This window comes from Jannaschia sp. M317 (assembly GCF_025141175.1).
Lineage (GTDB): Bacteria > Pseudomonadota > Alphaproteobacteria > Rhodobacterales > Rhodobacteraceae > Jannaschia.
On record NZ_CP081155.1, the window covers coordinates 365,131 to 389,073 of the forward strand.

A 23,943-nucleotide genomic window follows, 5' to 3' on the forward strand; every position below is an offset into this window, starting at 1 on the left:
TTGCCGAGAAGAAACGAGGAGGGCCGCGTGACCCTGCTGATCACACATCCCGACGCGCTTGATCATGTAAACCCGCCCGGCCACTCCGAACAGGTGGCCCGGCTGCGCGTAATCCTGGACGCGCTGGCAGACATGGACCTGGACCGCGCGGACGCGGTCGAGGCCGGGGACGCCGCTTTGCTGCGGTGCCATCCGCAGGACTACCTGGACCGGATCGCGGCGGCGGTGCCGACCGAGGGCTGGGCCCAGTTGGATGCCGACACCTTTCTGTCGCCCGGCACCTGGCGCGCCGCGCGGCTGGCCGCGGGGGCAGCCGTGCAGGCGGTGGATGCGGTGCTGGACGGGACGACGCGGAACGCCTTTTGCGCCATGCGCCCGCCCGGCCATCACGCGGAAACCTCCACGCCGATGGGGTTCTGCACCTTGGGCAACGTGGCCATCGCGGCGAAACATGCGTTGGACGCGCGTGGACTGGCGCGCGTGGCCGTCGTCGATTTCGACGTCCACCATGGCAATGGCACGCAGGACCTGTTGTGGGACGAGCCGCGTGCGCGGTTCTTTTCCACGCACCAGATGCCGCTCTGGCCCGGCAGCGGGGCCCCCTCGGACACCGGGGCCCATGGCACGATCACCAACCTGCCCTTGCCGCCGAATTCTGACGGCCGTGCCTTTCGAAAGGCGATGGAGCAGGACGTGCTGCCGGCGCTCGATGCCTTTGCGCCGGACCTGCTGCTGATCTCGGCCGGGTTCGACGCCCACGCGGACGACCCCCTGGCGCAGTTGAACTGGACCACCGAGGATTTCATCTGGGCGACGGAGCGGCTTTGCGATGTGGCGCGGGATCACTGCGGCGGACGGGTGGTTTCCTGTCTGGAAGGCGGCTATGACCTGTCGGCGCTGGCGAACGCGGTCGCCGCGCATGTGGACGTGCTGAGGAGGCGGGGCGATGAGTGACGATGTCACAACCATGAGTTTCGAACAGGCCATCACGGAGCTGGAGCAGGTCGTGACCCGCCTCGATTCCGGCGATGTGCCCCTGGACGAATCCATCAAGCTCTATGAACGCGGTGCCGCGCTGAAGGCCCATTGCGAAGCCAAGCTGAACGAAGCCGATGCCAAGGTGAAACAGATCACCCTGGATGCCAACGGTCAGCCCACGGGAACCAAGACCGCCGAGGGCATGTGAGTTTCGCGGCAGATCTGCGCAGGGCGCAGGACGACGTTCAAACCACGCTCGATGGGCTTTTGGCGCCCTTCGGCGATGATCCGGTGGCCCGGGCGATGCGCTATGCGACCCAGGGCGGCAAACGGTTGCGCGCCTATCTGGCGCTGGAATCCGCGGCCCTGTTCGACGTGCCCCGTGACCGGGCGTTGCGGGTGGCTGCGGCGATCGAGGCGGTCCACGCCTATTCCCTGATCCACGACGATCTGCCTTGCATGGACGACGACGACCTGCGCCGTGGCCAACCCACGGTGCACCGCAAATGGGATGAGGCAACGGCTGTTCTGGCCGGTGATGCGCTGCTGACCTTTGCCTTTGAGGTTCTGGCCGATCCTGCCACCCACGACGATGCCACGGTCCGCGCGGACCTGGTGCTGACGTTGGCACAGGCGGCGGGTGCGGCGGGCATGGTGCGGGGTCAGGCGCTGGATATCGCCGCTGAAACGGCCAAGGTTCCGCTGACCCTGGACCAGGTATCGGACCTGCAACAGCTCAAGACGGGGCGGCTGCTGGAATGGCCCTGTCGTGCCGGGGCCCTGCTGGGCGGGGCCAATCCCGCGCCCCTACTGGACTATGCCGCGCATGTCGGCCTCGCGTTCCAGATCGCCGACGATTTGCTGGACGTCGAAGGCGACGCAGAAAAGGCCGGCAAGGCCCTGCGCAAGGACGCGCAGGCGGGCAAGGCGACCTTTGTGTCGCTGCTGGGGATCGAACCCGCACGCAGTCGCGCCCGCAACTTGATCGAACAGGCCGAAGTGTCACTTTTGCCTTACAGCCCAAAGGGCGCTAACCTCATGGATGTCGCCCGCTATGTGGTGACTCGCGACAGGTGACGACATGACTGACGGCCCATCAACGCCCCTCCTCGACAAGGTCGCAGGCCCCGCCGACATCCGGGGGCTGTCCGACCGCGACCTGACCCGCCTGGCCGATGAGTTGCGGGCCGAAACGATCTGGGCTGTCAGCCAGACCGGCGGCCATCTGGGCGCAGGCCTGGGTGTGGTCGAGCTGACGGTCGCGCTGCACGCGGTGTTCAACACGCCGCGCGACAAGCTGATCTGGGACGTCTCGCACCAGTGCTATCCGCACAAGATCCTGACCGGTCGTCGTGACCGGATGAAGACGATCCGCCAAAAGGACGGATTGTCCGGTTTCACCAAGCGTACCGAGAGCGCGTATGACCCCTTTGGCGCGGCCCATAGTTCGACCTCGATCTCTGCTGCTCTGGGGTTTGCCATGGGGCGAGAGCTGGGGGCCGAAGACGTGGGCGACGCCATCGCGGTGATCGGCGACGGCGCGTTGTCCGGGGGCATGGCCTATGAGGCGATGAACCACGCGGGCCACCTGAAAAAGCGGCTGATCGTGATCCTCAACGACAACGAGATGTCGATCGCCCCGCCCGTCGGCGCGATGTCGTCCTACCTCAGCCGTCTGTATGCCGGGGCCCCGTTTCAGGAATTCAAGGCCGCCGCCAAGGGGGCCGTCGGCTTTCTGCCGCCGCCTTTCCAGGAAGGCGCGCGCCGGGCCAAGGAAATGCTCAAGGGCATGGCCGTGGGCGGGACTCTCTTCGAAGAGCTGGGGTTCAGCTATGTCGGTCCTATCGACGGGCATGACATGGAAAGCCTGCTGCAAATCCTGCGCACGGTAAAGGTCCGCGCCACCGGGCCGATCCTGATCCATGCGATCACGCAGAAGGGCAAGGGCTTTGCCGAGCATCGCCCCGACCGTGGTCATGCCACCGCCAAGTTCGACGTCGCGACGGGAGAGCAGAAAAAGGCTCCCTCCAACGCGCCCAGCTATACCCGCGTCTTTGCCGAAAGCCTGATGCAGGAGGCCGCCGAGGATGACCGCATCGTCGCCATCACCGCGGCCATGCCCGACGGCACCGGCCTGAACCTGTTTGCAGAACGGTTTCCCGCCCGCTGCTTCGATGTGGGGATCGCGGAACAGCATGGCGTGACCTTTTGCGCCGGGCTCGCCGCGTCGGGAATGCGGCCATTCGCGGCGATCTATTCGACGTTCCTGCAACGCGGCTACGATCAGGTGGTGCACGACGTCGCGCTTCAGAACCTGCCGGTGCGTTTTGCGATCGACCGCGCTGGGCTGGTCGGGGCCGATGGCGCCACCCATGCCGGATCCTTCGACGTGGCCTATTTGTCGAACCTGCCGAACATGGTCGTGATGGCTGCCTCCGACGAGGCGGAGCTGCGGCACATGGTGGCCACGGCCGCCGCACATGACAGCGGGCCCATTGCCTTCCGGTTTCCGCGCGGCGAAGGCGTCGGATGCGAAATGCCGGAACGCGGCACGCCGCTGGAAATCGGAAAGGGCCGTATCGTCCACGAGGGCGACCAGGTCGCGATCCTGTCCTTCGGTGCCCGCATGGTCGAAATCGAGCAGGCGCGCGAAAAGCTCCTGGCGCGGGGTATCACGCCGACGGTTGCCGACGCCCGGTTCTCAAAGCCCCTCGACCGGGACATGATCCTGGACCTCGCCGCGCGTCACGACGCGTTGATCACCATCGAAGAAGGGGCCGTCGGCGGCTTTGGCAGCCATGTGGCGCAGTTGTTGTCGGACGAAGGGGTCTTTGACAGCGGACTTCGGTTCCGCTCGATGGTTCTGCCGGACGATTTCATCGAACAGGCAGGGCCGCGCGACATGTACACCCGCGCCGGGTTGAACGCCGAGGATATCGAAGCCAAGGTGCTGTCGGTTCTGGGCGTGGAGATCTTGGGCAAGCGGGCCTGATCCAAAACTGGGATCCAGACACAAAAAAGCAGCGGGCCCGTAATTGAACCCGCTGCTTTCTTTAGATCGATTGGCGATCAGTCGCCGGCGGCGGCGGCTGCGGCCGGAACCGACGAGTCGTCGTCGGACAGCAGGGCACCAACAACCAGCAGGGCACCAACACCCAGCGCAACAGCGCCGGCAGTGCTCAGGCCCGGGCCAACCAGGATGACATCATCGTCTTCAACGACGACGGCGTCGCCGGCACCGGCGTTCAGGTTGCCAGTCGACTTGGTGCTTTCCAGAACCAGGGTCGATTGGGCGGTGGCGGCCAGCGGAGCAACTGCGACGAGCGCAGCAGCCGCAAGGGCAAAAATCTTAGTCATAGTAGTCTCCATCAGTGTGCACGCGTTACGCATATGACAGGGTCAAAGAGCGATCAAGCGAGCGATATTGCAATTGCGGCATCTGGACGCGCGACCGGCGACAATACGCCGAAGGTGTTGCCGCGCCGCAGCACCCAATTCTATCACTTGAGCACGTTGATCTCAATTGCACCGGCAACGGGGCTCACGAACTCCTCAGAACGACGAATCCTGCCCGACGAATCAATCCAGTAGCGGTTCGTGAAGGCTGTCTCGTCATCGCCTGCGCACTGCTCTGCATAGATCGTGGTTGCATAGGTTGTTCCGTAGAACTGCAGGTTCTGTGACCCCACCCGCGCGACCTCGCAGAGGTATTGCACAGCCTCGATTCCGTTTTCGCCATCAAGATAGCGATTCACCCGCACCGACGGTCCACCGCCCCGGCTGAGCGCCTGTAAAAGCGAATCAATTTCCGATGTCATCAGATCATGCCCCAGGCCCCGCGTCCCCACGACAAGACCGTTGCGGCGCAGCAATCCGCCGCCGCTGGCATCCCGCCATTGTGTGACGCCCAGGTTGGTATTGAGAGGCACAAGCGTCAAAGCCGTGTCGCTCTTCTGGATGACTGCCAGCAAAAGCGGCGTGCGAGATCGTGCGATCCGTCCGGCGTTCAGGACATCCCGCGCATCCGGGGCCGGTTCCCCGCGCGACGCGATACGCCCGCGCACCTGGTCGGCCAGGATATCAAAACCGCCCTTGTCCTCGGTCTCGCTGACATGGGTGCCGCCGGAACAGGCGGCCAAAAGGACAAGCGCGGACGCGGCGCAAAGTTGCTTGAAGGTTCTCATCGCCAGACCCGTCCCCATTGATCGGTCAGATTCGGCCCGGTCAGATCCTGGACCTGCGGATAAAGCCGGTCGCTCAGCCGCAGCCGGGCCCCGCCGTCACGCTGGAGCGGTTGCAACGTGATCGCGGACCGCTGCTGGCTGGGTCGGCCGGTCACCCAAGAGAAGGGAATCGTCAGCGTAAGGCCCTTGTCGAAACTGCCTTCGCCAAAGTCGGCGGCGCTGACATTGGTTTTGGTGGCATAGGCCCCGATCTTCCAGCCGTTGTCGAATTCCCGCGTTAGGCGGTAGGTCGCCCCCCGGTCGCCTGCAAGATACTGGCCAACGTCGACCTGGCTGTGGAATCCATTCCCATGGCTCCAGTATGCGGACGCAAAGGCTGTCGTGGCCTCCAGATTGCGAAAGCCAAAGCCGCCGTCAAACTCACGCTGCCGAACCTTGTTGACCTCCAGCCCGAGCGCAAGATTGCTCGACACCGGTTTCCACAACAGTTCCGCCGAGACGCCCCCATACTGCCGTTCCAGCAGCCCCGCGGACACACGGCCATAAAGATTGCGGGCAGGGCGGAAATAATAGCCCCCCATCAACTGCTCGATCGTGGGCCCATCGGCGCGTGCAAACCGGATGCTGTCGGTGCGGACCCGTGGCAGCGCGCTGAAGATCGGATCGTCGCCGTCTTCGCGATTGCCCAGGATGTTCTGCTGCACGGTCCCGGTAAACTTCAGCCCGCGCACCGGCTCCCAATCGGCAGAGGCGGCGATGCCCACATCTGCGCGCAACGGGTTTTCGGCGTCGAACACGGCCAGGTTCAGGAACGGGCCGATGTTCCAGCGGAACCGGGGGTAGGCGTCTTCAACGTAGACGCGGCCCTCGCTTGGGACCGATTGCGCATCGACCAGTCCCGCAACGGCCAGAAGCTCGGCAGCCCCGTTGGGCGCATTCTCCAGGGCTTCGACGTCGCTGCGGCGCAGAACGACACCGGTGGCGGCCAGGCTGTTTTCCGTCTCGGGGATGATGACGAAGGTTTCGACCGAGGCGGGGATCACCGCCGTCATCGCCCGCGCTGCGCGTCCGATTGCCTGCGAGGCGACATCATAGCGGGTATTGCGGAACCGGACGGTCGCGCGGTCAGCACTCAGGTTGTAGGAAATCAGCTCCAGCCCTGCTTCGGCCAGGACGGCTTGCAGGTTCGTGGCAACCACCGTCTCGACCCGCGCATTGCCTTCCCAGGCGGTCGTCCAGGCATCGGGGAACCGCTCCTCTGGCGGGCGCAGGGTCACCGGGCGCGCCGCTTCCTCGACGCCGCCACCGTTGGGCGGACGCTTGGGGTTGAGGGTGAAGTGCAGGTTCAGGCCGATCTCGCTGCCGCCGACGGTGTAGGCACCGATCCGCAGGCCGGGCCGCGCCTGATACTCGACGCCGAAATTCAGCGGCGACTTGTTGTCGAAAATACCGCGCGTAACTTCCTCGTCGTAGGCGTCCGAGGAATATTCCGCCTTCAGGGTCCAGCGATCACTCGGCCGGTATTCAACCCCGGCGAACAGGGCCGCAGGCCCACGGAACCATTGATCGGTCGAAAAGGAGCCACCGCTGGCACCGGGCACGAAGGCCCCGCGGGTGTTGAACCGCTCATCGATCTTGCCCAGCGGGTTGGAGAACGAGCCGTTCGTTCCGAACCGACCCCAGCCGATCCCACCGGTCACAGTAAACCGTTCGCCCACATCCTTGGTCGCGACCACGTATTCCCCGGAATAGAGACTGGTGCCGCCGAAATCCTGCAACCCGACGGTCACCGCGGGCATGTACCGCCCCTCGCGGAACAGCTGATACCGAAGATCAAAGCTGCGGTCGTAGGTCCGGCGGAACGTCGTCCCGACCTGCAGGAAATCCGGGACGCTGGCGTAGCGGAAGACCCCTTGCAGGCGGTCCGTCAGCTGGAAAGACAGCGTCGTCCGCCCGACACCGTTGCTCATCAGGAACAGGCTGGTGCTCAGCTCTGCATCCGGGTGCATCTGCGCCGAGGGCATGTCGATCAGCCCGGGCACGCCATAGCTGTTGATCGACCGCACGCGCGATTCCTGAGGCGTAGCGGGCACGGCCATCACGCTTGCCAACAATCCGGCCATGGCTATCGTCTTGATCTGTCGCGTCATGCTCGCCCCTCTTGCACGGTCGACTTGCTGCGTTCTTATCCCGCGCCCGGCGCGACAAGGAAAGCACTGGCCGGGCTGGTTTCCGCCATGGCCGCATCTGTGTCTTGATTTTGCAACGCCGGCACGGCACCCCGGCCCGCACCCATAAGCCGGAACCCGCCGATGCCCGCCGACCTGACCCCGCCCCCCTCACGCCTGGCCCTGACCGGGGCCACGGGCCGCGTCGCGCGCCTGATCCGACCGTTCCTGCCTGACGCAATCTGGCTGACACGCAACACCAATCCGGACGCGATGCGCGGAGCGGATGCCCTCGTGGCCCTGGCGGGCGTCACCCGAGGCGATGCAGCGGCCCTGGCGGCCAACACGACCACCGCGCTTGACGCGCTGGCTGCGGCCAGACAACTGGGCGTGCCGCGCGTCTTTCTGCTGTCGTCGTCGGCGGTCTATGGGCGCCGCCCAGGCCCCCTGCGCGCCGAAGACGCCCCGACCCCCGCCGCCCCCTACGGGCAGGCCAAATCCGAGATGGAGACGGCCGTCACCCGTTGGCGCGACGACACACCGGACGGGCCAGAGGCGATCTGCCTGCGGCTGGGCAATGTCGCCGGGGCAGACGCCCTGCTGGGCAACCTGCAGGCGGACCGCGATCCGACCTTGCACATCTGGCCTGACGGTCGGTCCCCACGGCGCAGCTATATCGGGCCGCGCACCTTGGCGCGCGTGCTCGCCACCCTTGCCGCGCTGCCTGCGCCGCTGCCGCCGATCCTCAACATCGGAACGCCGGACATGGTGGAAATGGAGGACCTGCTGCGCGCCGCCGGGCGCGCCTTTGATCCCGTCCCTGCCCCGCCCGAGGCCATCGCCCAGGTCGCGCTCGACTGCGCGCCACTGGCCCGGCTGGTCGCGATGGGACCGACCGACACCGACCCGACCGCAATGGTCGCCCAATGGCAGGAGGCCCGCGCATGACCGTCGGCAAGCGTCTGTTCGACATCCTCTTTTCGATCTACCTCATGGCCTTTCTGTCGCCGGTCTTTGCCGTCGTCCTGTGGAAGGCATGGCGTCAGGGCGGGCCCATCTTTTACGGGTCCGAACGGATGAAGACCCCAACCGAGGCCTTTACCTTGTGGAAATTCCGCACGATGGCGGATGACCCCAACGACACCGGCGTCACCGGCGGTGACAAGGCACAGCGGATCACGCCCCTGGGCCGCGCCCTGCGCAAGCGTCGCCTCGACGAGCTGCCGCAACTGTGGAACATCCTGATCGGGGATGTCAGCTTCGTCGGCCCCCGCCCGCCGCTGCGCCGCTACGTGGAGATGTTCCCCGATCTCTATGGCAAGGTGTTGAAAACGCGCCCCGGCGTCACCGGCCTTGCCAGTCTGATCTACGCCCCTCACGAGGAACGCATCCTCGAGGCCTGTCCGACGCCCGAGGCAACCGAGGCCGCCTATATCCGCGTCTGCATCCCCCGAAAGGCGGCGCTGGACCTTTTGTATCAGAGAAACCGAAGCTTCTGGATGGACGTGAAGCTGATCTCCTGGACCACGGCCAAGTTCTTTCCGCGCCGCATCCGCCCGATGCGCAAGGGGCGCTTCGTCTAGGGCTTCTTGCGGGCGGCCTCCTGCGCGGCCAGCCGTGCCTCGATGGCGATCAGCCGTTCCAGCACTTGATCGCGGTAGGCGTCGGTCGCGGCGGTCTCTTCCTCCGCGTGGGCGTCCTGCATGGAGTTCACGATCAGACCGACCAGCAGGTTCACGACCGCGAAGGTCGTGACCATGATGAAGGGGACGAAGAATACCCAGGCGTAGGGATAGACCTCCATCACCGGGCGCACGATTCCCATCGACCAGCTTTCAAGCGTCATGATCTGGAACAGGCTGTAGCCCGACCGTGCCAGGTTCCCGAACCAGTCCGGAAAGGCCGCACCGAACAGCGTCGTGGCGATCACGGCGGCAATGTAGAAGATGATGCCCATCAACAAGAACACGCTGCCCATGCCCGGCAGCGCGGTGATGAACCCCTCGACCACCCGGCGCAGGCGCGGAAACGCCGACACGATACGCAGCACCCGCAGGATCCGCAGGGCGCGCAGCACGCTGAACGGACCACTGCCGGGGACCAGGGCGACACCCACGATGACGAAATCGAACAGGTTCCAGGGCTGCACCCAGAACCGCCGTCCATGGGCGATCATCTTGGCCAGAAGCTCGGCCACGAAAATCGCCAGACAGGCCGTGTCGAGCGCCGTCAGCAGCGGGCCGAACCGGGCCATCACGGGCGGCACCGTCTCCAACCCCAGGATGACGGCGTTGAGCAGGATCACCGCGATGATGACATTGCGGATGATCGGGCGGTCGAGAAAGGCGGCAAGCGCGGCGCGGGTCATGGGTCAGGTCCTGTGAAAGGCGGCGACGAGCTCGATATGGGGGGACCAGCGGAATTGGTCCACCACCATGACCGGCCCCATGCGCCACCCCGCCGCCGTCAAGGTGGCGGCATCGCGCGCAAAGGTGACCGGGTTACAGCTGACGTGGGCGATGGTGCCCAGATCGGCACCCGCCAGTTCCGCCACCTGCGCTTCGGCCCCGGCCCTTGGCGGGTCGATGATCGCGGCGTCGAAGCGCGACAACTCCTGCGGCAACAGAGGGTTGCGAAACAGATCGCGGACCTCGGCGGTGATCGCCTTCAATCCTGTGCCCCCCCGCACGCCCGCCCCCAGTGCGTCGGTCAGGGTGCGATCGCCTTCGACCGCGTGGACGGCGGCCGTCTCGGCCGCCGGAAAGGTGAAGGTGCCGCATCCGGCGAACAGATCGACGACCTGCGCCGCGCCGCCCAGCGCCGCGCGGACCTGCGCCACCAGCGCCGCGGCCCCCTCGGGCGTTGCCTGCAGGAACGCCCCCGGCGGCGGCACCACGCGGGCGCGGCCCATCACCTGCGCGGGCGGGGTTTGTTGCAAGGCGGGCTCTCCGTTCCAGGTGATCCGCGCAAAGGCCGTCCCAAAGGGGGCCAGCGCCAGCATTGCGTCCCGGTCGAAATCACGCGCGCCCTCGATTGCCAGGTCGATGCCGGTGGGGCCCTGGGTCACGTGCAGCGTCACCGGCGCCGCCCGCGTGGCGGCCAGGCGGGTAACCTGTTCCAGCACCGGCAGCGCGGCGATCAGATCCGGATGCAGGACGCGGCAATCAGGGATCGACACGATCTCGTCGGAGGCGCGGACGTGAAACCCGACCTGCGCGCCCTTCTTGGTCTTGCGCCCGGACAGTGCGGCACGGCGCCGGGTGTTGGGGGGGGACGTTTCGATCCCCGCGATCTCTGCCGCCAGACCAGCGCGGGACAGGGCGGTGCGCACCATCTCCGTCTTCCAATCGGCCACGAACGCGTCCGAGGCATGCTGCACCGCACAGCCACCACAGCGTTTGAAATGCGCGCAGGGCGCGGTCACGCGGTCGGGACTGGGCGTGACGATCCTGGGGTCGGGCAGACGGTCACCGACCACCTCGCCCGAGACCTCTTCTCCGGGCAGGGTGCGGGGCACGAAGACAGGGCCACGGGCCACACCGTCCCCGCGTTGGCCAAGACGTTCGATCAGCATGGGACGGCACCGTGTGGGACGGACGCCTGCACCAGGTGCCCGGACTTATTCGGCCGCGACATCCTCGACCCCGATGAAGCCCCCGGACTGACGGTTCCAATAGCGGGCATAGGTGCCCTCTCGGGCCAGCAGTTCGGCATGGGTTCCCTCCTCGACGATACGTCCGGCCTCCATGACCACGATCCGGTCCATGCGCGCAATGGTCGACAGACGGTGGGCGATGGCGATGACGGTCTTGTCTTCCATCACGCGGTCCAGCGCCGCCTGAATCGCCGCCTCCACCTCTGAATCGAGCGCGGACGTCGCCTCGTCCAGCACCAGAACCGGCGCGTCCTTCAGGATGGCGCGGGCCAGGGCGATGCGCTGCCGCTGCCCGCCCGACAACTTGACGCCCCGTTCACCGAGAAAGGCATCGTACCCGGTGTTGCCCCGGTGGTCGCGCAACCCTTCGATGAAGGTATGCGCCTCGGCCCGGCGGGCGGCGTCGACCATTTCGGCGTCATGGGCATCCGGCCTGCCATACAGGATGTTTTCGCGGGCGGATCGGTTGAACATCGCCGTTTCCTGCGTGACCATCCCGATCTGGCGGCGCAGGCTGTCCTGGGTGACCGCGCGCAGATCGCGCCCGTCCAGCGTGACGCGCCCCGCCTCGGGATCATAAAGCCGCAGCAACAGCGCGACCAAGGTCGACTTACCGGCCCCCGAGGCACCGACCACGCCCAGCTTTTCGCCCGGTGCCACGCGCAGGGTCAGATCGTCGATGCCGCCCCCCTCGCGTCCATAGGTGAAGGTCACGCCGTCAAAGACGATTTCGCCTGCCACGCGGGTCAGATCCTCGGCCCCTTCTGCGTCCGTCAGGTCGTGCAGCCGGGCCAGCGTGTTCATCCCGTCCTCGACCTCGCCCACGTTCGAATAAAGCGCCATGAGCGTGAACGACACCCAGCCCGTCATCTGGCTCAGCCGGAAAGAGATCGCGCCCGCCGCCGCGATGTCCCCCGCGCTGGCCGCGCCAGCGCGCCACAGGATGACCGTGCCCCCGATCATCAGGATCGGCAGCAACCCGGCGCAGAACATCAACATGAACCGAAAGGCCGTCGACATCCGCCCAAAGGCCAGCGCCCGGTCGCGCAGGGTCGCCATGGCATCCAGGGCCGAGCGATCCTCATGCTCGGCATGACCGAACAACTTGACCGTCTTGATGTTGGTGATCGTGTCCACGACCTGCCCCGTGACCATCGCCCGCGCCGCCGCGCGCGCCTTGGACCGGGTGCGAATGCGCGGCATGAACCAGCGGAACAGCGCCAGATAGCCCACCAACCAGACCGTCAGCGCCACTGCGATGCGCCAGTCGATCGCCACCATCAACAGGATCGATCCGATCAGCGAGGCCCCGGCGAATGCCACGACGTTGATGAACTCGCCCGTCACCTCGGTCACGGCGCGGGCGGTCTGCATCTGTTTGGTGGCGATGCGGCCCGCAAAGTCATTGTCGAAAAAGGTGACCGACTGACCCATGGTCCATCGGTGCAGGCGCGACTGCACCAGCGGATAGACGTTGGGATGCACCGCGATGCCGTTGAACGCCGCAGAGGTGCCGAAGATCAGCGGCCTCAGCGCCAGGTAAAAGGCCAGGAAACCGCAGAACAGCAACAGGTTACGGGTAAAATACCCGCTCGACGGGTCCGCCGCGCTGTCGATGATCGCCCCCAGCAGAAAGGCAGTGGCGATTTCGGTCGTCCCCGCCAAGGCCGAGACACCGAAGGCCGCGATCAGCCAGGGCCAGGCCCCGGACAGACACCAGCGAAAGAACGCCATCAGATCCCGCGGCGGCGGCCCTTCGGCCTGGGCGAAGGCGGGGACCAGCCCCGCAAACCGGTCGGCAAGGGAACGGATCATTCCGCGGCACCCCCCGCCGTGTCGCGGGTATCGATGAACCCGCCCGATTGCCGCGCCCAGAACGCCGCATAAAGCCCACCGCGCGCCAGCAGCGTCTCATGGGGGCCGTCTTCGATGATGCGCCCCTCGTCGATCACGACGATGCGGTCCATGGCGGCGATGGTGGACAGGCGGTGCGCGATGGCGATCACGGTCTTGCCCTCCATCATGCCGTAAAGCGTATCCTGAATGGCGGCCTCGACCTCGCTGTCCAGCGCGGATGTCGCCTCGTCCAGCACCAGAACCGGCGCGTCCTTCAGGATGACACGTGCCAGGGCGATGCGCTGCCGTTGTCCGCCCGACAGCTTGACGCCCCGTTCGCCCACCTGTGCGTCATACCCGCCGCGCCCCTCCGGGTCCTCCAGGTCGAGGATGAAGTCATGGGCCTGCGCCTTGCGCGCCGCCGCCTCGACCTGGGCCGGGGTGGCATCGGCGCGCCCATAGCGGATGTTGTCCGCGACCGAGCGATGCAGCAGGGACGAATCCTGCTGCACCATGCCAATGGCGTGGCGCAAACTTGCCTGCGTGACGCGGGTGATGTCCTGGCCGTCGATTTCGATCCGGCCCGTTTCGGGGTCGTAGAACCGCAACAGCAGCTTGACCAAGGTCGATTTGCCCGCACCCGACCGACCGATCACGCCGACCTTTTCGCCCGGCGCGACGGTCAGGGTCAGATCGGTAATGCCGCCCTTGGTACCGCCATAATGGTGCGTCACGCCGTGAAACGAGATGGCCCCCTGCGACAGCGACAGCGGCGCGGCCCCCGGTGCATCGGTCAGGCGGATCGGCTGGGCAATCGTCTCCATCCCTTCCTCCACCACGCCAAGCGAGCGGAAGAACGACGTCAGCGCCCACATGATCCAGCCTGTCATCGCGCTGAGCCGCAACACCAGCGCCGTCGCCGCCGCGACCACGCCGACCGACGCCGCGCCCTGCACCCACAGCATCACACCCCAACCCACGACGCCCACGATCAGCAAGCCGTTCAACGTGACCAGCGCCACATCCATGATCGTGAAAATCCGCATTTCCTGCGCGAACGTCCGGCGCGTCGTCTCTATGGCGTCCTTGGCATAGGCCAGCTCGCGCCCCTCGTGGGCGAACAGCTTGACCGAATGGATGTTGGTATAGGCATCGACCACGCGCCCCGTGGTCATCGACCGCGCGTCCGAGGCCGCCTTGGACGCGGGCCCCACCCGGCGGATCGTCCAGCGCACCAACCCGCCATAAAGCACCACCCAGATCGCCAGCGGGATCAGCAGGCGCGCATCGGCACCCATCAACAGGACCGCCGCCCCGATGATATAAGCCAGCGCAAAGGTGATCGCGTCGAAGACCTGGAACACCGCCTCTCCGGCGGCAGGCGGGGCCTGCATGATGCGGTTGGCGATGCGCCCGGCAAAGTCGTTCTCGAACCAGCCGACCGACTGGCGCAGCACATGCTTGTGCGCGCGCCACCGCATCAGCGTGCCGAAATTCGGCAGGATCGCATTGTTCAACAGCAGCACGTCCAGCGCCTGCAACGCAGGCCGCAGGAACAGGATGAACAGGGTGACGGCCAACAGCTCTGCCCCGTGGTCCGCCAGAAACGTCTCGGGCGCGTTTTCGGACAACAGATCCACAAGGCGGCCCATGTAATAGATCAGCCAGACCTCGACTGCCGCGATGACCAGCGACATCGCCCCCGCATAGACAAAGACCCGCTTGAAAGGGCGGGAATAGAGAGCCAGGAACGGCCAAAGCTTGGGCGGAGGCGTGTCATCCTCCGGGTGGTCCACATAGGGGTCCACCAGGTTTTCGAAGGTGCGGAACATGTCGGGGCCTTTGGGCTGCCCTTGCGATATAACCCGTCAGGCCAGAAAGACCATGACACCGGACGCGGCAAGTGCGGCCGCCATCACCGTTGTGAAAACCCGCCAGGCCAGCGGCGTGCGCAAAAGGTAGGCCAGCAAGGTGCCCGCAAAGGTCCAGAACAGACAGACGAACAGGTTGATCCCGCTAAAGGCAGACCCGATGCGCAGGGCCTCCAGATGGGCAGGCAGGTCCGAGGCATACCCCGAGGACGCGGCCAGGGCGACGATCCAGATCTTTGGATTGACCCACTGGAACAGCACCGCCTCGACAAAGGTAAAGGGCCGATCCTTGCCTTCTGCACTGGCCCCGCGCGACCGGAACAGCTTCCACGCCATCCACAGGATCCAGGCGACGGCGGCCACCTGCAACGCCAGCTTCAGCCCCGGCACCGCCAGGAGCAGCGCGCCAACCCCCACCGCCGTCAACGCCGAGGTAACGCCCACACCAAACGCCACGCCCAGCACATGCGGCAGCGTGGGCCGAAACCCGAACCGCGCGCCCGAGGCGGTCAACAGGATGACATTCGGCCCCGGCGTGAACAGCCCGGCAAAGACGAACAGATAGAGGGGATCAAAACCGTCCATGGTCACCGCAACGCGATCCGGCGCAGGGCCGTCCGGTCCAATGTGCCACCGCTGTCGTGCCAGGCCGCGCGGGCCGCCTGCAGGGCCGCGCCCAATGCGGGGCCCGAAAGCTCCGGCATCAGGTCGGCTGCTGCCAGCGGGAACTCTACCGCCGCGCCCTCCGCCGCCAAGTCCAGGTCGGTGGGGTCGACCGCCTGCCCCATCAGGGCCGCGCGCAGGATCACCGCATCGCAGGCCCGCGCGCCCAACCTGTCGCCCAGCGCAAAGGCAGAGGCCCCGTCCCGCGCGCCGCCACCCACATCGGCCAGCGCGCGCAGCTCTGCCCGAGACAGGCGCAACCGCCCGACATCGCCACCCAGCGCCGCAAGCCGGGTGACCCAATCCGCCCGCTGCTCCAGATGGATCAGGACAGGCAGGGCGGTGACCTCTGCCCCCGGCAGGATCCGGGCCAGGATGCCGGCCTGCGCCATCGCCGCCACGGACGGGCCCGGATCGGGCGCGGCCAGCAGCTTTCGCAATTCCTGTCCGATCCGTTCCGCGCTGATCCGGTCCAGCCCCTCGGCCCCGGCGGCACAGGCGGCCAGCCCCTCGCCGTCCAGGCCCAGCGCGGGGTCGCCGTACCAGGCGGTAAAGCGGAAAAATCGCAGGATGCGCAGGTAATCCTCGGCGATCCGCGCCTCCGCTTCGCCTATGAACCGCACATGCCGGGCCCGCAGGTCCGCCAGCCCGCCCAGCGGATCGACCAGCCCGCCGCGCGCATCCGCATAAAGCGCGTTCATCGTGAAATCGCGCCGCGCCGCGTCCTCGGCCACCTCGGTCGAGAAGGCCACGGTCGCGTGGCGCCCATCGGTGTCGATGTCCCTGCGGAAGGTGGTGACCTCATGCGGGACATGGTCGGAAATCACCGTGATCGTGCCGTGGTCGATGCCGGTCGGGATCGGTTTCAGACCGGCGGCATGCGCCAGGTCCATCACCGTTTCGGGCAGGGCATCTGTCGCGATGTCGATGTCCGCCACCGCCGCCCCGAGCAAGGCGTTGCGCACGCACCCCCCCACCGCCAGCGCCCGGTGCCCGGCCCGGTCCAGCATCGCAAAGACCGCTTGCGTGGCCGGTGCCGTCAGCCAGTCACCCTCTACCTTCACCCGTTGCCTCCGCCAGGCCGCGCAAGATCCGCGCGGTCGCGCCCCAGATGTAATAGGGGCCCCAGGGAACGGTGTAGAACCTCCGCCACTCTCCGCGCCAGCGCCGTTTTTCCACGGCAAAGTTGGCGGGTGTCAGGACATGCGCGGCCGGCACGGTAAAGACTTCGGCCACTTCGCCGGGTTCCGGCACCGGCGCGAAGGGCCGGATCAGCGCCAGAATCGGCGTCACGGTGAACCCGGTCACCGTTTCATGGGCCGGCAGACGCCCGAGCAGGTGCGCGCAATCGGCGGGCAGGCCAACCTCTTCGTTTGCCTCGCGCAGGGCGGCCTGTTCCGGCGTCTCGTCGCCGTCGATCTTGCCACCCGGAAAGGCGATCTGCCCCGGATGATGGCGCAGGCGCGACGACCGCTTGGTCAGCATCAGCCGCAGCCCGTCACCGGTGTCCATGAACGGCACCAGGACGGCGGCATCCCGCAGAATGCGCCGCCCCGGCAGAATCACGTCCGGGTTCAGATCGAAATCGGACGACGGCGGCGCCGGTCGATCCAGCGCCGCCTTCAGAACGTCAGGCGTCATCGGGTTCCTTCGTCGCCTCGAAGCCCAGCGTCTGCGGGTCGAAGGTGTAATGCGCCCCGCAGAACTGACAATCGGCGGTGACGATGCCTTCGTCCGTGGTCATGGTGCCGATGTCGCGCGCTGAATAGATCGACAGGCTCTGCCGGACCTTGTCCGCCGAACAGCTGCACCCGAACCGCACCGGTTGGGGATCAAACACGCGCGGCGCCTCTTCGTGAAACAGCCGCAGCAACAGGTCGGTGGGCGCGACGGTGGGCCCGATCAGCTCCATCTCTTCGGTGGTATCCAGCAGGACGTTGGCGCGGGTCCAGTTTTCGCTGTCGTCCGCATCCAGGATGTCGGAGGCGGTCAGCAGACCCGCCTCTCCGCTGGCCCCATCCTTCGCAAAGGGCGAGGCTTTTGGCATGTGCTGCAACATCACGCCACCGGCGCGCCACTGCTCGCCCTGGCCCGGCAGGGTGGACCGGCCATAGGCCAGCGCGAACCGGGTCGGGATCTGTTCGGACTGCGCGAAATAGGTCTCGGCGCAGGACGACAGGCTACCGCCCGCGATGGGCGTGATACCCTGGTAGGGGGTCGTGCCTTCGCCCTGGTCGATCAGGATCGCGAAATACCCCTTGCCGATCTGGGTGAAGGGAACCGCTGCCTCCGGCTCCAACCGGTCGGCGTCGAAACTGGCATAGGCCCGGATACGGGCCGGGGCCCCGTCCTTGGTGGGGCCATAGTAATCGGTCGCGATCAGCCGCGCAGGCCCGTCGCCCCGCACCTGAAGCGACAGCTTCCAGCGCAGGTCGATGGTTTGCCCGATCAACGCGGTCAGCAAGGACATCTCCGCGACCAGCGCCTCGATTGCGGGCGGATAGTCGTGCTGCGCCAGAACCTGTTCGAGCACGCCATCAAGACGGGCCACGCGGCCCCGGATATCGGCAGCATCGAGTTGAAACGGCAGGACGGTATCGTCCCAGATTTGGGTCGTGGCATCGGTCATGGCGGGATTTCCCAGCTTTCCGGCAGCGGCCGGTTTGGCGTATTCGTGGCCATATAGGCAAGCCTCCCCCGTCCTTAAACCCCCCGGCTGCCCGCAGGAGGTCCCATGATCCCACGTCTCGGCACCCCGCCCCGTCCAGACGCGACCTATCGCCTGCGCCCTGGGGCCTATGCCGTGTTGCTGCACCGTGGACGAGTTTTGCTGACCGAGCAGACCCTCAGCGGGCGGACGGAACTGCAACTGCCCGGCGGCGGCATTGATCCGGGCGAGGCCCCCCTGCCCGCGCTGCACCGCGAGGTTTTCGAGGAAACGGGCCACCGCTGCGCCATCCTGCGCCGCGTCGGGGCCTATCGACGGTTCACCTGGATGCCGGAATACGGGTTCCACGCCGAGAAACTCTGCACGATCTACGCGGGCCTGGCCGGGCCCCGCCTGGGCCCACCGTCAGAGCCAGGGCATCGCGCGATTTGGCTTGCCCCGGACAAGGCAGGCGCCCGGCTGGCCAACGCCTGCGACCGGGCCTACCTGAGCCGGGCGCTGCGTCTGTTGTGATCGTCTGCGCCATGCTGTGCGGACCGACGCCCCCGTCGAATGTCCCAACGCGGGGCAGGATCGTGCAGTCAGGGGCATCGGGTGTGCACCACCCCGTGACTCCGATCGTGTCCGCCGCCGCCCCTATTCCGCTGCGACGGCCAGGGTGGGGGGCGGCTCAAACCGCATGATCACCATTGAGATATCGTCGTCGAATCCCTGGATGCCCGCGTGCCGAACCAATCCGGCCTCGATATGGGCAATCGCCGCCTCCGGTTCTGCGCTGGCGCTGGCGACCAGGTCCATCAGCCCCTCCTCCTCCAGCATGTCGCCCCAGGTGTCGACGCATTCGGTCAGCCCGTCGGAATAGGCAATCAGGACATCCCCGGAATTCAGCTGCCCGGTAGAGACCTCGAACGTGGCGCCGGGGATCAATCCGACGGGCGGCCCGCCGTCCCCCAGGGTTTCGACGCGCCCGTCGACACGGCGGATCATCGGGTGTGGATGTCCGGCCTGGCAGAACCGCATCGACCCATCGATCAGGTTCACATAGGCCAGAACGGCGGTGAAATAGATGTCCGTCGACAGCTGCTGCAGCATGAAATCGTTGAGCTGCGTCATCACCTGTTCCGGCGATTTCGCACCCGAGCCGTCGGGCGGAAAGGCGATGTTGCGATGCGGCGCGCGGGTCGAGAACAGCTCCGCCAGGCGCCCCGTAAGCAGCGCCGAGGCGATGCCATGGCCCGAGACGTCGATGGAATAGAGCGCGATTTCCTCGGGCGAGATGGCGAAATAGCCGACCAGGTCGCCGCCGATCTGGTTGCAGGTCAGCAGACGAAGCGAAATATCCGATCCGACCGCCCGATGCCGATCTGGCGGCAGGAAATCACGTTGCAACTTGCGCGCCTCGTCCAGGTCGCGATTGATTCCGTCCTGCAGCAGTTGCAGATCGCGCAGGGTCGTCTGCACCTCATGATTGCGGTGCAACAACACCTCATGCATGTGCAGGATGCGCCGCCCGGTGTGAATGCGCGCGCGCAACTCTCCCATGTCGACCGGGCGGGTGACGAAATCGTCGGCCCCCGCCTCCAGGCCCAGGGTCTTGGCCTGCGGATCGGTGCGCGAGGTCAGCAAGATGAAATAGGCAAAATCATCGCCGCGCAGCATCCGGAAGGCGCGGCAGAATTCGGGACCGTCCATGCCGGTCATCTGCCAGTCGCTGATGACGATCCGGATGCGGTGCCCATCGGGCCCGCTGCAGATCGACAGGGCCTGTTCCCCACTGGCCGCAGTGATCACGTCCAGGCCGATGCGTGACAGAACGACGGACAGCAGCTGTCGCTGGGACGCGCTGTCGTCCACGATCAGGACACAGGGCCGGACCGTCTTGATCGACGGCGGCGGCAAGGCGGGGGCAATGGCGTCCATGACTCGTCCGAAACTGCGGTTCACGCCGTCTTGCTAGGGTTTGGGGTTTAACGCGAGGTGAACCCTCGAATTGTCGGCAAACGGACCGCGGGCTTTACCGTCTGTTCATAGGTCCCGCGGCACAACGATCCCATGGTGGATGATCGACGCATCGAAGAATTGAAACGCGAAATCGGGGAAGATGACCTCCGCGTTGTGATGGGCATGTTCCTGACGGAGGCGCAGCGCGCCATTGCGGGCATTTCCACCGGTCTCGATGCCGCCGCCCACGCCAAGGCCACACATTTCCTGCGCAGCGGGGCGCTCAACATCGGCCTGATTTCCATGGCGCGCGCCGCAGATGATGCCGCGACCGTTCCTGCCACCGACCGCGCCGCCTCTGCCGCCGCCCTGTCGCAGGAGTTGGAGCGTCTGACCGACATCTTCGCCCCGGTCGAACCGGGGCAATAGCGGCCTGCACGGGGCCGGGGGCGGTTCAGATCACCAATTCACCCAGCAAAGGATCATCCGTCAGGTCGCGCCAGGCGAACCCCAACTCGTCCATCCGCGACTCCAGCGCCGGAATCGCTTCGGGTGTGGTGGTTTCGATCCCGATCAGCACGGTGCCGAAATTGCGCGCCGACTTCTTGAGGTATTCGAATCGCGCGATGTCGTCGTTCGGTCCCAGGATCGACAGGAAATCCCGCAACGCACCGGGCCGCTGCGGCATGCGCAAAACGAAGTATTTCTTCAACCCGGCGTAACGCATCGCCCGTTCCTTGACGTCCGGCAGGCGTTCGAAATCGAAATTGCCGCCCGTCGTGATGCAGACCACGCGCCGGCCCGCAATTTCCGGCCCCAGATCGCGCAGGGCATCGACGGACAGGGCCCCCGCCGGTTCCAGCACAACGCCTTCGGTGTTCAACAGCTCCTGGATGGTGATGCAGATCCGATTCTCGGGCACGCGCAGAACATGCTGCGGCGGCACCTGGCGCAAGATCTCGAAAGGTTTCGCGCCGATCCGCGCCACCGCTGCCCCGTCGACAAAATTGTCCAGCGTCTCCAGCGTGACGGGATGCCCCGCCGCAAGTGCCGCCGTCAGGCTGGCACCGCCCAGCGGTTCGACAAACCGCATGTCGGGCACCGTGCCCCGCGCCCGCAGATAGCCCAGCATCCCCGCCGACAGACCGCCGCCCCCCACCGGCAGGACGATCAGGTCAGGCATACCCCCCATCTGCTCGGCGATTTCCACCGCGACGGAGGCCTGACCTTCGATCACATCCGCATCGTCGAACGGCGACAGGAACTGCGCCCCGCTGTCCGCGCACCAGGCCTTGGCCGCCGCCAGCGTGTCATCGAAAAAGTCACCGGTTAGCCGGATTTCCACCCGGTCACCGCCGAACAGACGGGTCTTGGCGACCTTTTGTCCGGGGGTGGTCACAGGCATGAAAATCACGCCCTCCACCCCCAGATGCCGGCACATCCAGGCGACGCCCTGGGCGTGATTGCCCGCGCTGGCGCAGGCCACGCGGCCGCCCGCCATCTTGCGCATGGCGTTGAACGCGCCCCGCAGCTTGTAGGACCGCACCGGCGTCAGATCCTCGCGCTTCAACCAGATGTCCGCGCCGAAACGATCCGACAGGTAATCGTTGCGTTGCAGGGGCGTGGCCGGAAACACGTCGCGCATGGCGGCGGTGGCCGCCTCGGCCGCGCGGGCGATATCAGTCAACGGGCCGCCCCTCGATCAGGTGCCCATAAAGAGAGGTCAGAATGCTGACCCCGACCAGCAACAGGAACCACCCCACGACCAGTCCGTAAATAGTCGAAATGACACCCACTTCGCCGTCCAGCATCGTTGGCACCTGCAACAACAGCGACAAGGCGTAGGTCAGCAACGCCAGCAAGACCATGGTGCCGGACTGGCCCTTGGTCGCCTCCCAGGCGTCCCCGATCTTCAGGCTGCGGCCCACGGCCCCGGCGGGCAGGATCATGCCGCAGCGGTAGGTGACGATCGTGGCCAGCACGAAGGACACCGGAATGGCCATCGCGGGCACGACCAGGCCCAGCGTCATCGACACGCCGATAACCACACCGAACACCATCAGGCCCAACAGGAAGGAGCGGCCGAAATAGCCCAACATCAAATCACCGTGGAACGGCGGCACCCAGGTGGCCCCGCCCTCTTCCAGCAGGACATAGCGGTGCCAGGCGACGGCGATCCACAGAAAGGCGAACAGCTGCGCCAGGGACGTGATCAGCAGCGCGCCGATGAAGCCGTCGGGGATATCCGGCAGGTCGCCCCCCGTCGGATCCAGCGTCGTGACCGACATCACGTCGGCGGACCCGACGAAATACAGGCTGACCACGACCAGCACCCCATAGGGCAGCGCCGAAACCCGCAAGGCCGCGCCGATATTGTCGATGATCAGGGTCAGTGCGCGCCTGAAGATGTTCCAGCTCAGCATGAGGGCCTCCGGTTCTTCGCCGTCTCGGTTGGCCAAGCCCTAGGCCCCCCCGTCCGCAGCGTCAACGCGGGGCGGGGCACCCCCCCACCGATCATGGCCCGCCAAGACCCGCGCGGACCTCTCTTCGACCGGGCCCATGGCTTCCGGGCCAGCCCCCCCGCCCGGCCATCGCGGACCCACTCTCCCGGCTGCGACAGCCGAGGACAGGGGCCGCCTTTCACGGAACCGGGGGGCCACACCGCCCCCCCGATCCGCCGATGGCCCTTGCGATATGGGTCGAAGCGGCCTACCCGCATGCGCAAACATCGGAGACAGACATGGACGCGCCCAAGAAAGTCGTGCTCGCCTATTCCGGCGGGCTGGACACCTCGATCATCCTCAAGTGGCTTCAGACGGAATACGGCTGCGAGGTCGTGACCTTCACCGCCGACCTGGGCCAGGGAGAGGAGCTGGAGCCTGCGCGCAAAAAGGCCGAGATGATGGGGGCCACCTCCATCCATATCGAGGACCTGCGCGAAGAATTCGTTCGCGATTTCGTCTTTCCGATGTTCCGCGCCAACGCGCTCTATGAAGGGCTGTATCTGCTGGGCACCTCCATTGCGCGGCCCCTGATCTCCAAGCGGCTGGTGGAAATCGCCGCCGCCGAGGGGGCCGATGCGGTCGCCCACGGGGCCACCGGCAAGGGCAACGATCAGGTCCGTTTCGAGCTGGCCGCCTATGCCCTGAACCCCGACATCCGGGTCATCGCGCCCTGGCGTGAATGGGATCTGACCTCGCGGACCAAGCTGATCGAGTTCGCCGAACAGCACCAGATCCAGATCGCCAAGGACAAGCGCGGCGAGGCGCCTTTCTCGGTCGACGCCAACCTTTTGCACACCTCGTCCGAGGGCAAGGTCCTGGAAGACCCCGCCGAGGTCGCCCCCGACTACGTGCTGCAACGCACGGTCCCGGTCGAACAGGCCCCCGACACGCCCGAGTTCATCGAAGTCACCTTCGAGCGCGGCGATGCCGTGGCCATCGACGGCGAGGCGATGTCGCCCGCCACGATCCTGACCCGTCTCAACGAGTTGGGCGGCAAGCACGGGATCGGCGTTCTGGACCTGGTCGAGAACCGCTTTGTCGGCATGAAATCCCGTGGCATCTATGAAACCCCCGGCGGCACCATCCTGCTGGAGGCGCATCGCGGCATCGAACAGATCACGCTGGACAGCGGCGCGGGCCACCTGAAAGATTCGATCATGCCCCGCTACGCGGAGCTGATCTACAACGGTTTCTGGTTCTCGCCCGAGCGCGAGATGCTGCAGGCCCTGATCGACAAGAGCCAGGAACACGTCACCGGCACCGTCCGCCTGAAGCTTTACAAGGGCGTGGCCCGCACCGTGGCGCGCTGGTCCGATCATTCCCTCTATTCCGAGGCGCACGTCACCTTCGAAGAGGATGCGGGCGCCTACGACCAACGCGACGCCAAGGGGTTCATCCACCTCAATGCCCTGCGCCTGAAACTGGTCGCCAACCGCAACAAGCGCGTTGACGGCTGACGCCAGACTGCCATCGGC

General features: G+C 66.3%; 23 protein-coding genes. 9 read left to right on the top strand and 14 right to left on the bottom strand.

Annotated elements, in window-relative coordinates:
• Positions 1 to 27 precede the first annotated feature (27 nt).
• The 4 genes from K3551_RS01965 to dxs are packed head-to-tail and all read left to right on the top strand — an operon-like array spanning position 28 to position 3,970.
• On the top strand, positions 28 to 954 hold the full coding sequence (locus tag K3551_RS01965; RefSeq protein ID WP_259917240.1) for a histone deacetylase family protein: 927 nt from the start codon (positions 28 to 30) through the stop codon (positions 952 to 954).
• A complete protein-coding gene (locus K3551_RS01970) occupies positions 947 to 1,186 on the top strand; it encodes an exodeoxyribonuclease VII small subunit (RefSeq protein WP_259917241.1) in 240 nt (79 codons plus the stop codon). Before K3551_RS01965 ends, K3551_RS01970 begins: the two co-directional genes overlap by 8 nt.
• Entirely contained in the window at positions 1,183 to 2,055 is an 873-nt protein-coding gene (locus tag K3551_RS01975) for a polyprenyl synthetase family protein (protein WP_409197396.1), read from the top strand. The genes K3551_RS01970 and K3551_RS01975 overlap by 4 nt, the downstream gene beginning before the upstream one ends.
• A 4-nt stretch (positions 2,056 to 2,059) precedes the next feature.
• Complete coding sequence (gene dxs / locus K3551_RS01980) at positions 2,060 to 3,970, top strand: 1-deoxy-D-xylulose-5-phosphate synthase (RefSeq protein ID WP_259917243.1); 1,911 nt, start codon at positions 2,060 to 2,062, stop codon at positions 3,968 to 3,970.
• Positions 3,971 to 4,047: 77 nt separating this feature from the next.
• On the opposite strand, the gene K3551_RS01985 is transcribed toward dxs, so the two are convergent.
• The 3 genes from K3551_RS01985 to K3551_RS01995 form a co-directional block, all read right to left on the bottom strand.
• On the bottom strand, positions 4,048 to 4,335 hold the full coding sequence (locus K3551_RS01985) for a hypothetical protein (protein WP_259917244.1): 288 nt from the start codon (positions 4,333 to 4,335) through the stop codon (positions 4,048 to 4,050).
• Positions 4,336 to 4,478: 143 nt separating this feature from the next.
• Entirely contained in the window at positions 4,479 to 5,162 is a 684-nt protein-coding gene (locus K3551_RS01990; RefSeq protein ID WP_259917246.1) for a YjbF family lipoprotein, read from the bottom strand.
• Positions 5,159 to 7,312, bottom strand: a complete 2,154-nt coding sequence (locus tag K3551_RS01995; protein ID WP_259917247.1) for a YjbH domain-containing protein — start codon at positions 7,310 to 7,312, stop codon at positions 5,159 to 5,161. The genes K3551_RS01990 and K3551_RS01995 overlap by 4 nt, the downstream gene beginning before the upstream one ends.
• A 162-nt stretch (positions 7,313 to 7,474) precedes the next feature.
• On the opposite strand from K3551_RS01995, the gene K3551_RS02000 reads away from it, so the two are divergent.
• Positions 7,475 to 8,278: an NAD(P)-dependent oxidoreductase gene (locus K3551_RS02000; RefSeq protein ID WP_259917248.1), complete on the top strand. Its 804-nt coding sequence runs from the start codon at positions 7,475 to 7,477 to the stop codon at positions 8,276 to 8,278.
• Positions 8,275 to 8,913 (top strand): sugar transferase, encoded by a 639-nt coding sequence (locus K3551_RS02005; RefSeq protein ID WP_259917250.1) that lies wholly within the window; start codon positions 8,275 to 8,277, stop codon positions 8,911 to 8,913. The genes K3551_RS02000 and K3551_RS02005 overlap by 4 nt, the downstream gene beginning before the upstream one ends.
• Here K3551_RS02005 and K3551_RS02010 read toward each other — a convergent pair.
• The 8 genes from K3551_RS02010 to K3551_RS02045 are packed head-to-tail and all read right to left on the bottom strand — an operon-like array spanning position 8,910 to position 17,984.
• A complete protein-coding gene (locus K3551_RS02010; RefSeq protein ID WP_259917253.1) occupies positions 8,910 to 9,698 on the bottom strand; it encodes an ion transporter in 789 nt (262 codons plus the stop codon). The genes K3551_RS02005 and K3551_RS02010 overlap by 4 nt on opposite strands.
• A gap of 3 nt (positions 9,699 to 9,701) precedes the next feature.
• Entirely contained in the window at positions 9,702 to 10,904 is a 1,203-nt protein-coding gene (locus tag K3551_RS02015; RefSeq protein ID WP_259917256.1) for a class I SAM-dependent RNA methyltransferase, read from the bottom strand.
• 45 nt (positions 10,905 to 10,949) lie between these two features.
• Complete coding sequence (locus K3551_RS02020; protein WP_259917257.1) at positions 10,950 to 12,800, bottom strand: ABC transporter ATP-binding protein; 1,851 nt, start codon at positions 12,798 to 12,800, stop codon at positions 10,950 to 10,952.
• A complete protein-coding gene (locus tag K3551_RS02025) occupies positions 12,797 to 14,653 on the bottom strand; it encodes an ABC transporter ATP-binding protein (protein ID WP_259917258.1) in 1,857 nt (618 codons plus the stop codon). Before K3551_RS02025 ends, K3551_RS02020 begins: the two co-directional genes overlap by 4 nt.
• 36 nt (positions 14,654 to 14,689) lie before the next feature.
• Positions 14,690 to 15,277: a LysE family translocator gene (locus tag K3551_RS02030; RefSeq protein WP_259917259.1), complete on the bottom strand. Its 588-nt coding sequence runs from the start codon at positions 15,275 to 15,277 to the stop codon at positions 14,690 to 14,692.
• Positions 15,278 to 15,279: 2 nt separating this feature from the next.
• The gene (locus K3551_RS02035; RefSeq protein WP_259917261.1) at positions 15,280 to 16,419 is read right to left on the bottom strand and encodes a CCA tRNA nucleotidyltransferase; all 1,140 of its coding nucleotides are present in this window, start codon (positions 16,417 to 16,419) and stop codon (positions 15,280 to 15,282) included.
• The gene (locus K3551_RS02040) at positions 16,403 to 16,996 is read right to left on the bottom strand and encodes a CoA pyrophosphatase (protein WP_259917263.1); all 594 of its coding nucleotides are present in this window, start codon (positions 16,994 to 16,996) and stop codon (positions 16,403 to 16,405) included. Before K3551_RS02040 ends, K3551_RS02035 begins: the two co-directional genes overlap by 17 nt.
• The gene (locus tag K3551_RS02045) at positions 16,986 to 17,984 is read right to left on the bottom strand and encodes an Hsp33 family molecular chaperone HslO (protein WP_259917264.1); all 999 of its coding nucleotides are present in this window, start codon (positions 17,982 to 17,984) and stop codon (positions 16,986 to 16,988) included. The genes K3551_RS02040 and K3551_RS02045 overlap by 11 nt, the downstream gene beginning before the upstream one ends.
• A 105-nt stretch (positions 17,985 to 18,089) precedes the next feature.
• Here K3551_RS02045 and K3551_RS02050 point away from each other — a divergent pair, with 105 nt between their 5' ends.
• The gene (locus K3551_RS02050; protein WP_259917265.1) at positions 18,090 to 18,536 is read left to right on the top strand and encodes an NUDIX hydrolase; all 447 of its coding nucleotides are present in this window, start codon (positions 18,090 to 18,092) and stop codon (positions 18,534 to 18,536) included.
• A 123-nt stretch (positions 18,537 to 18,659) separates the two neighbouring features.
• Here K3551_RS02050 and K3551_RS02055 read toward each other — a convergent pair whose 3' ends face one another.
• The gene (locus K3551_RS02055; protein WP_259917266.1) at positions 18,660 to 19,943 is read right to left on the bottom strand and encodes a PP2C family protein-serine/threonine phosphatase; all 1,284 of its coding nucleotides are present in this window, start codon (positions 19,941 to 19,943) and stop codon (positions 18,660 to 18,662) included.
• Between the two features lie 132 nt (positions 19,944 to 20,075).
• On the opposite strand from K3551_RS02055, the gene K3551_RS02060 reads away from it, so the two are divergent.
• Positions 20,076 to 20,393, top strand: coding sequence for a hypothetical protein (locus K3551_RS02060; RefSeq protein WP_259917267.1), 318 nt, complete (start codon positions 20,076 to 20,078; stop codon positions 20,391 to 20,393).
• Between the two features lie 25 nt (positions 20,394 to 20,418).
• Here the strand turns inward: K3551_RS02060 and ilvA are convergent, their stop codons facing one another.
• Complete coding sequence (gene ilvA, locus K3551_RS02065) at positions 20,419 to 21,651, bottom strand: threonine ammonia-lyase IlvA (protein WP_259917269.1); 1,233 nt, start codon at positions 21,649 to 21,651, stop codon at positions 20,419 to 20,421.
• A complete protein-coding gene (locus tag K3551_RS02070) occupies positions 21,644 to 22,387 on the bottom strand; it encodes a hypothetical protein (protein ID WP_259917270.1) in 744 nt (247 codons plus the stop codon). The genes ilvA and K3551_RS02070 overlap by 8 nt, the downstream gene beginning before the upstream one ends.
• Before the next feature lie 317 nt (positions 22,388 to 22,704).
• Here K3551_RS02070 and K3551_RS02075 point away from each other — a divergent pair, with 317 nt between their 5' ends.
• The gene (locus K3551_RS02075) at positions 22,705 to 23,925 is read left to right on the top strand and encodes an argininosuccinate synthase (protein WP_259917271.1); all 1,221 of its coding nucleotides are present in this window, start codon (positions 22,705 to 22,707) and stop codon (positions 23,923 to 23,925) included.
• The last annotated feature ends 18 nt before the right edge of the window (positions 23,926 to 23,943 follow it).

Bases quoted from the DNA above. Each gene is read 5' to 3' on its own strand.
- K3551_RS02010 (WP_259917253.1), bottom strand. From the start codon at position 9,698: ATGACCCGCGCCGCGCTTGCCGCCTTTCTCGACCGCCCGATCATCCGC.
- K3551_RS02000 (WP_259917248.1), top strand. From the start codon at position 7,475: ATGCCCGCCGACCTGACCCCGCCCCCCTCACGCCTGGCCCTGACCGGG.
- K3551_RS01990 (WP_259917246.1), bottom strand. From the start codon at position 5,162: ATGAGAACCTTCAAGCAACTTTGCGCCGCGTCCGCGCTTGTCCTTTTG.
- K3551_RS02005 (WP_259917250.1), top strand. From the start codon at position 8,275: ATGACCGTCGGCAAGCGTCTGTTCGACATCCTCTTTTCGATCTACCTC.
- K3551_RS02060 (WP_259917267.1), top strand. From the start codon at position 20,076: ATGGTGGATGATCGACGCATCGAAGAATTGAAACGCGAAATCGGGGAA.
- K3551_RS02025 (WP_259917258.1), bottom strand. From the start codon at position 14,653: ATGTTCCGCACCTTCGAAAACCTGGTGGACCCCTATGTGGACCACCCG.
- K3551_RS02045 (WP_259917264.1), bottom strand. From the start codon at position 17,984: ATGACCGATGCCACGACCCAAATCTGGGACGATACCGTCCTGCCGTTT.
- K3551_RS02015 (WP_259917256.1), bottom strand. From the start codon at position 10,904: ATGCTGATCGAACGTCTTGGCCAACGCGGGGACGGTGTGGCCCGTGGC.
- K3551_RS01970 (WP_259917241.1), top strand. From the start codon at position 947: ATGAGTGACGATGTCACAACCATGAGTTTCGAACAGGCCATCACGGAG.
- K3551_RS02030 (WP_259917259.1), bottom strand. From the start codon at position 15,277: ATGGACGGTTTTGATCCCCTCTATCTGTTCGTCTTTGCCGGGCTGTTC.
- K3551_RS02050 (WP_259917265.1), top strand. From the start codon at position 18,090: ATGATCCCACGTCTCGGCACCCCGCCCCGTCCAGACGCGACCTATCGC.
- K3551_RS02075 (WP_259917271.1), top strand. From the start codon at position 22,705: ATGGACGCGCCCAAGAAAGTCGTGCTCGCCTATTCCGGCGGGCTGGAC.
- K3551_RS02055 (WP_259917266.1), bottom strand. From the start codon at position 19,943: ATGGACGCCATTGCCCCCGCCTTGCCGCCGCCGTCGATCAAGACGGTC.
- dxs (WP_259917243.1), top strand. From the start codon at position 2,060: ATGACTGACGGCCCATCAACGCCCCTCCTCGACAAGGTCGCAGGCCCC.
- K3551_RS01995 (WP_259917247.1), bottom strand. From the start codon at position 7,312: ATGACGCGACAGATCAAGACGATAGCCATGGCCGGATTGTTGGCAAGC.
- K3551_RS01985 (WP_259917244.1), bottom strand. From the start codon at position 4,335: ATGACTAAGATTTTTGCCCTTGCGGCTGCTGCGCTCGTCGCAGTTGCT.
- K3551_RS02040 (WP_259917263.1), bottom strand. From the start codon at position 16,996: ATGACGCCTGACGTTCTGAAGGCGGCGCTGGATCGACCGGCGCCGCCG.
- K3551_RS02070 (WP_259917270.1), bottom strand. From the start codon at position 22,387: ATGCTGAGCTGGAACATCTTCAGGCGCGCACTGACCCTGATCATCGAC.
- K3551_RS02020 (WP_259917257.1), bottom strand. From the start codon at position 12,800: ATGATCCGTTCCCTTGCCGACCGGTTTGCGGGGCTGGTCCCCGCCTTC.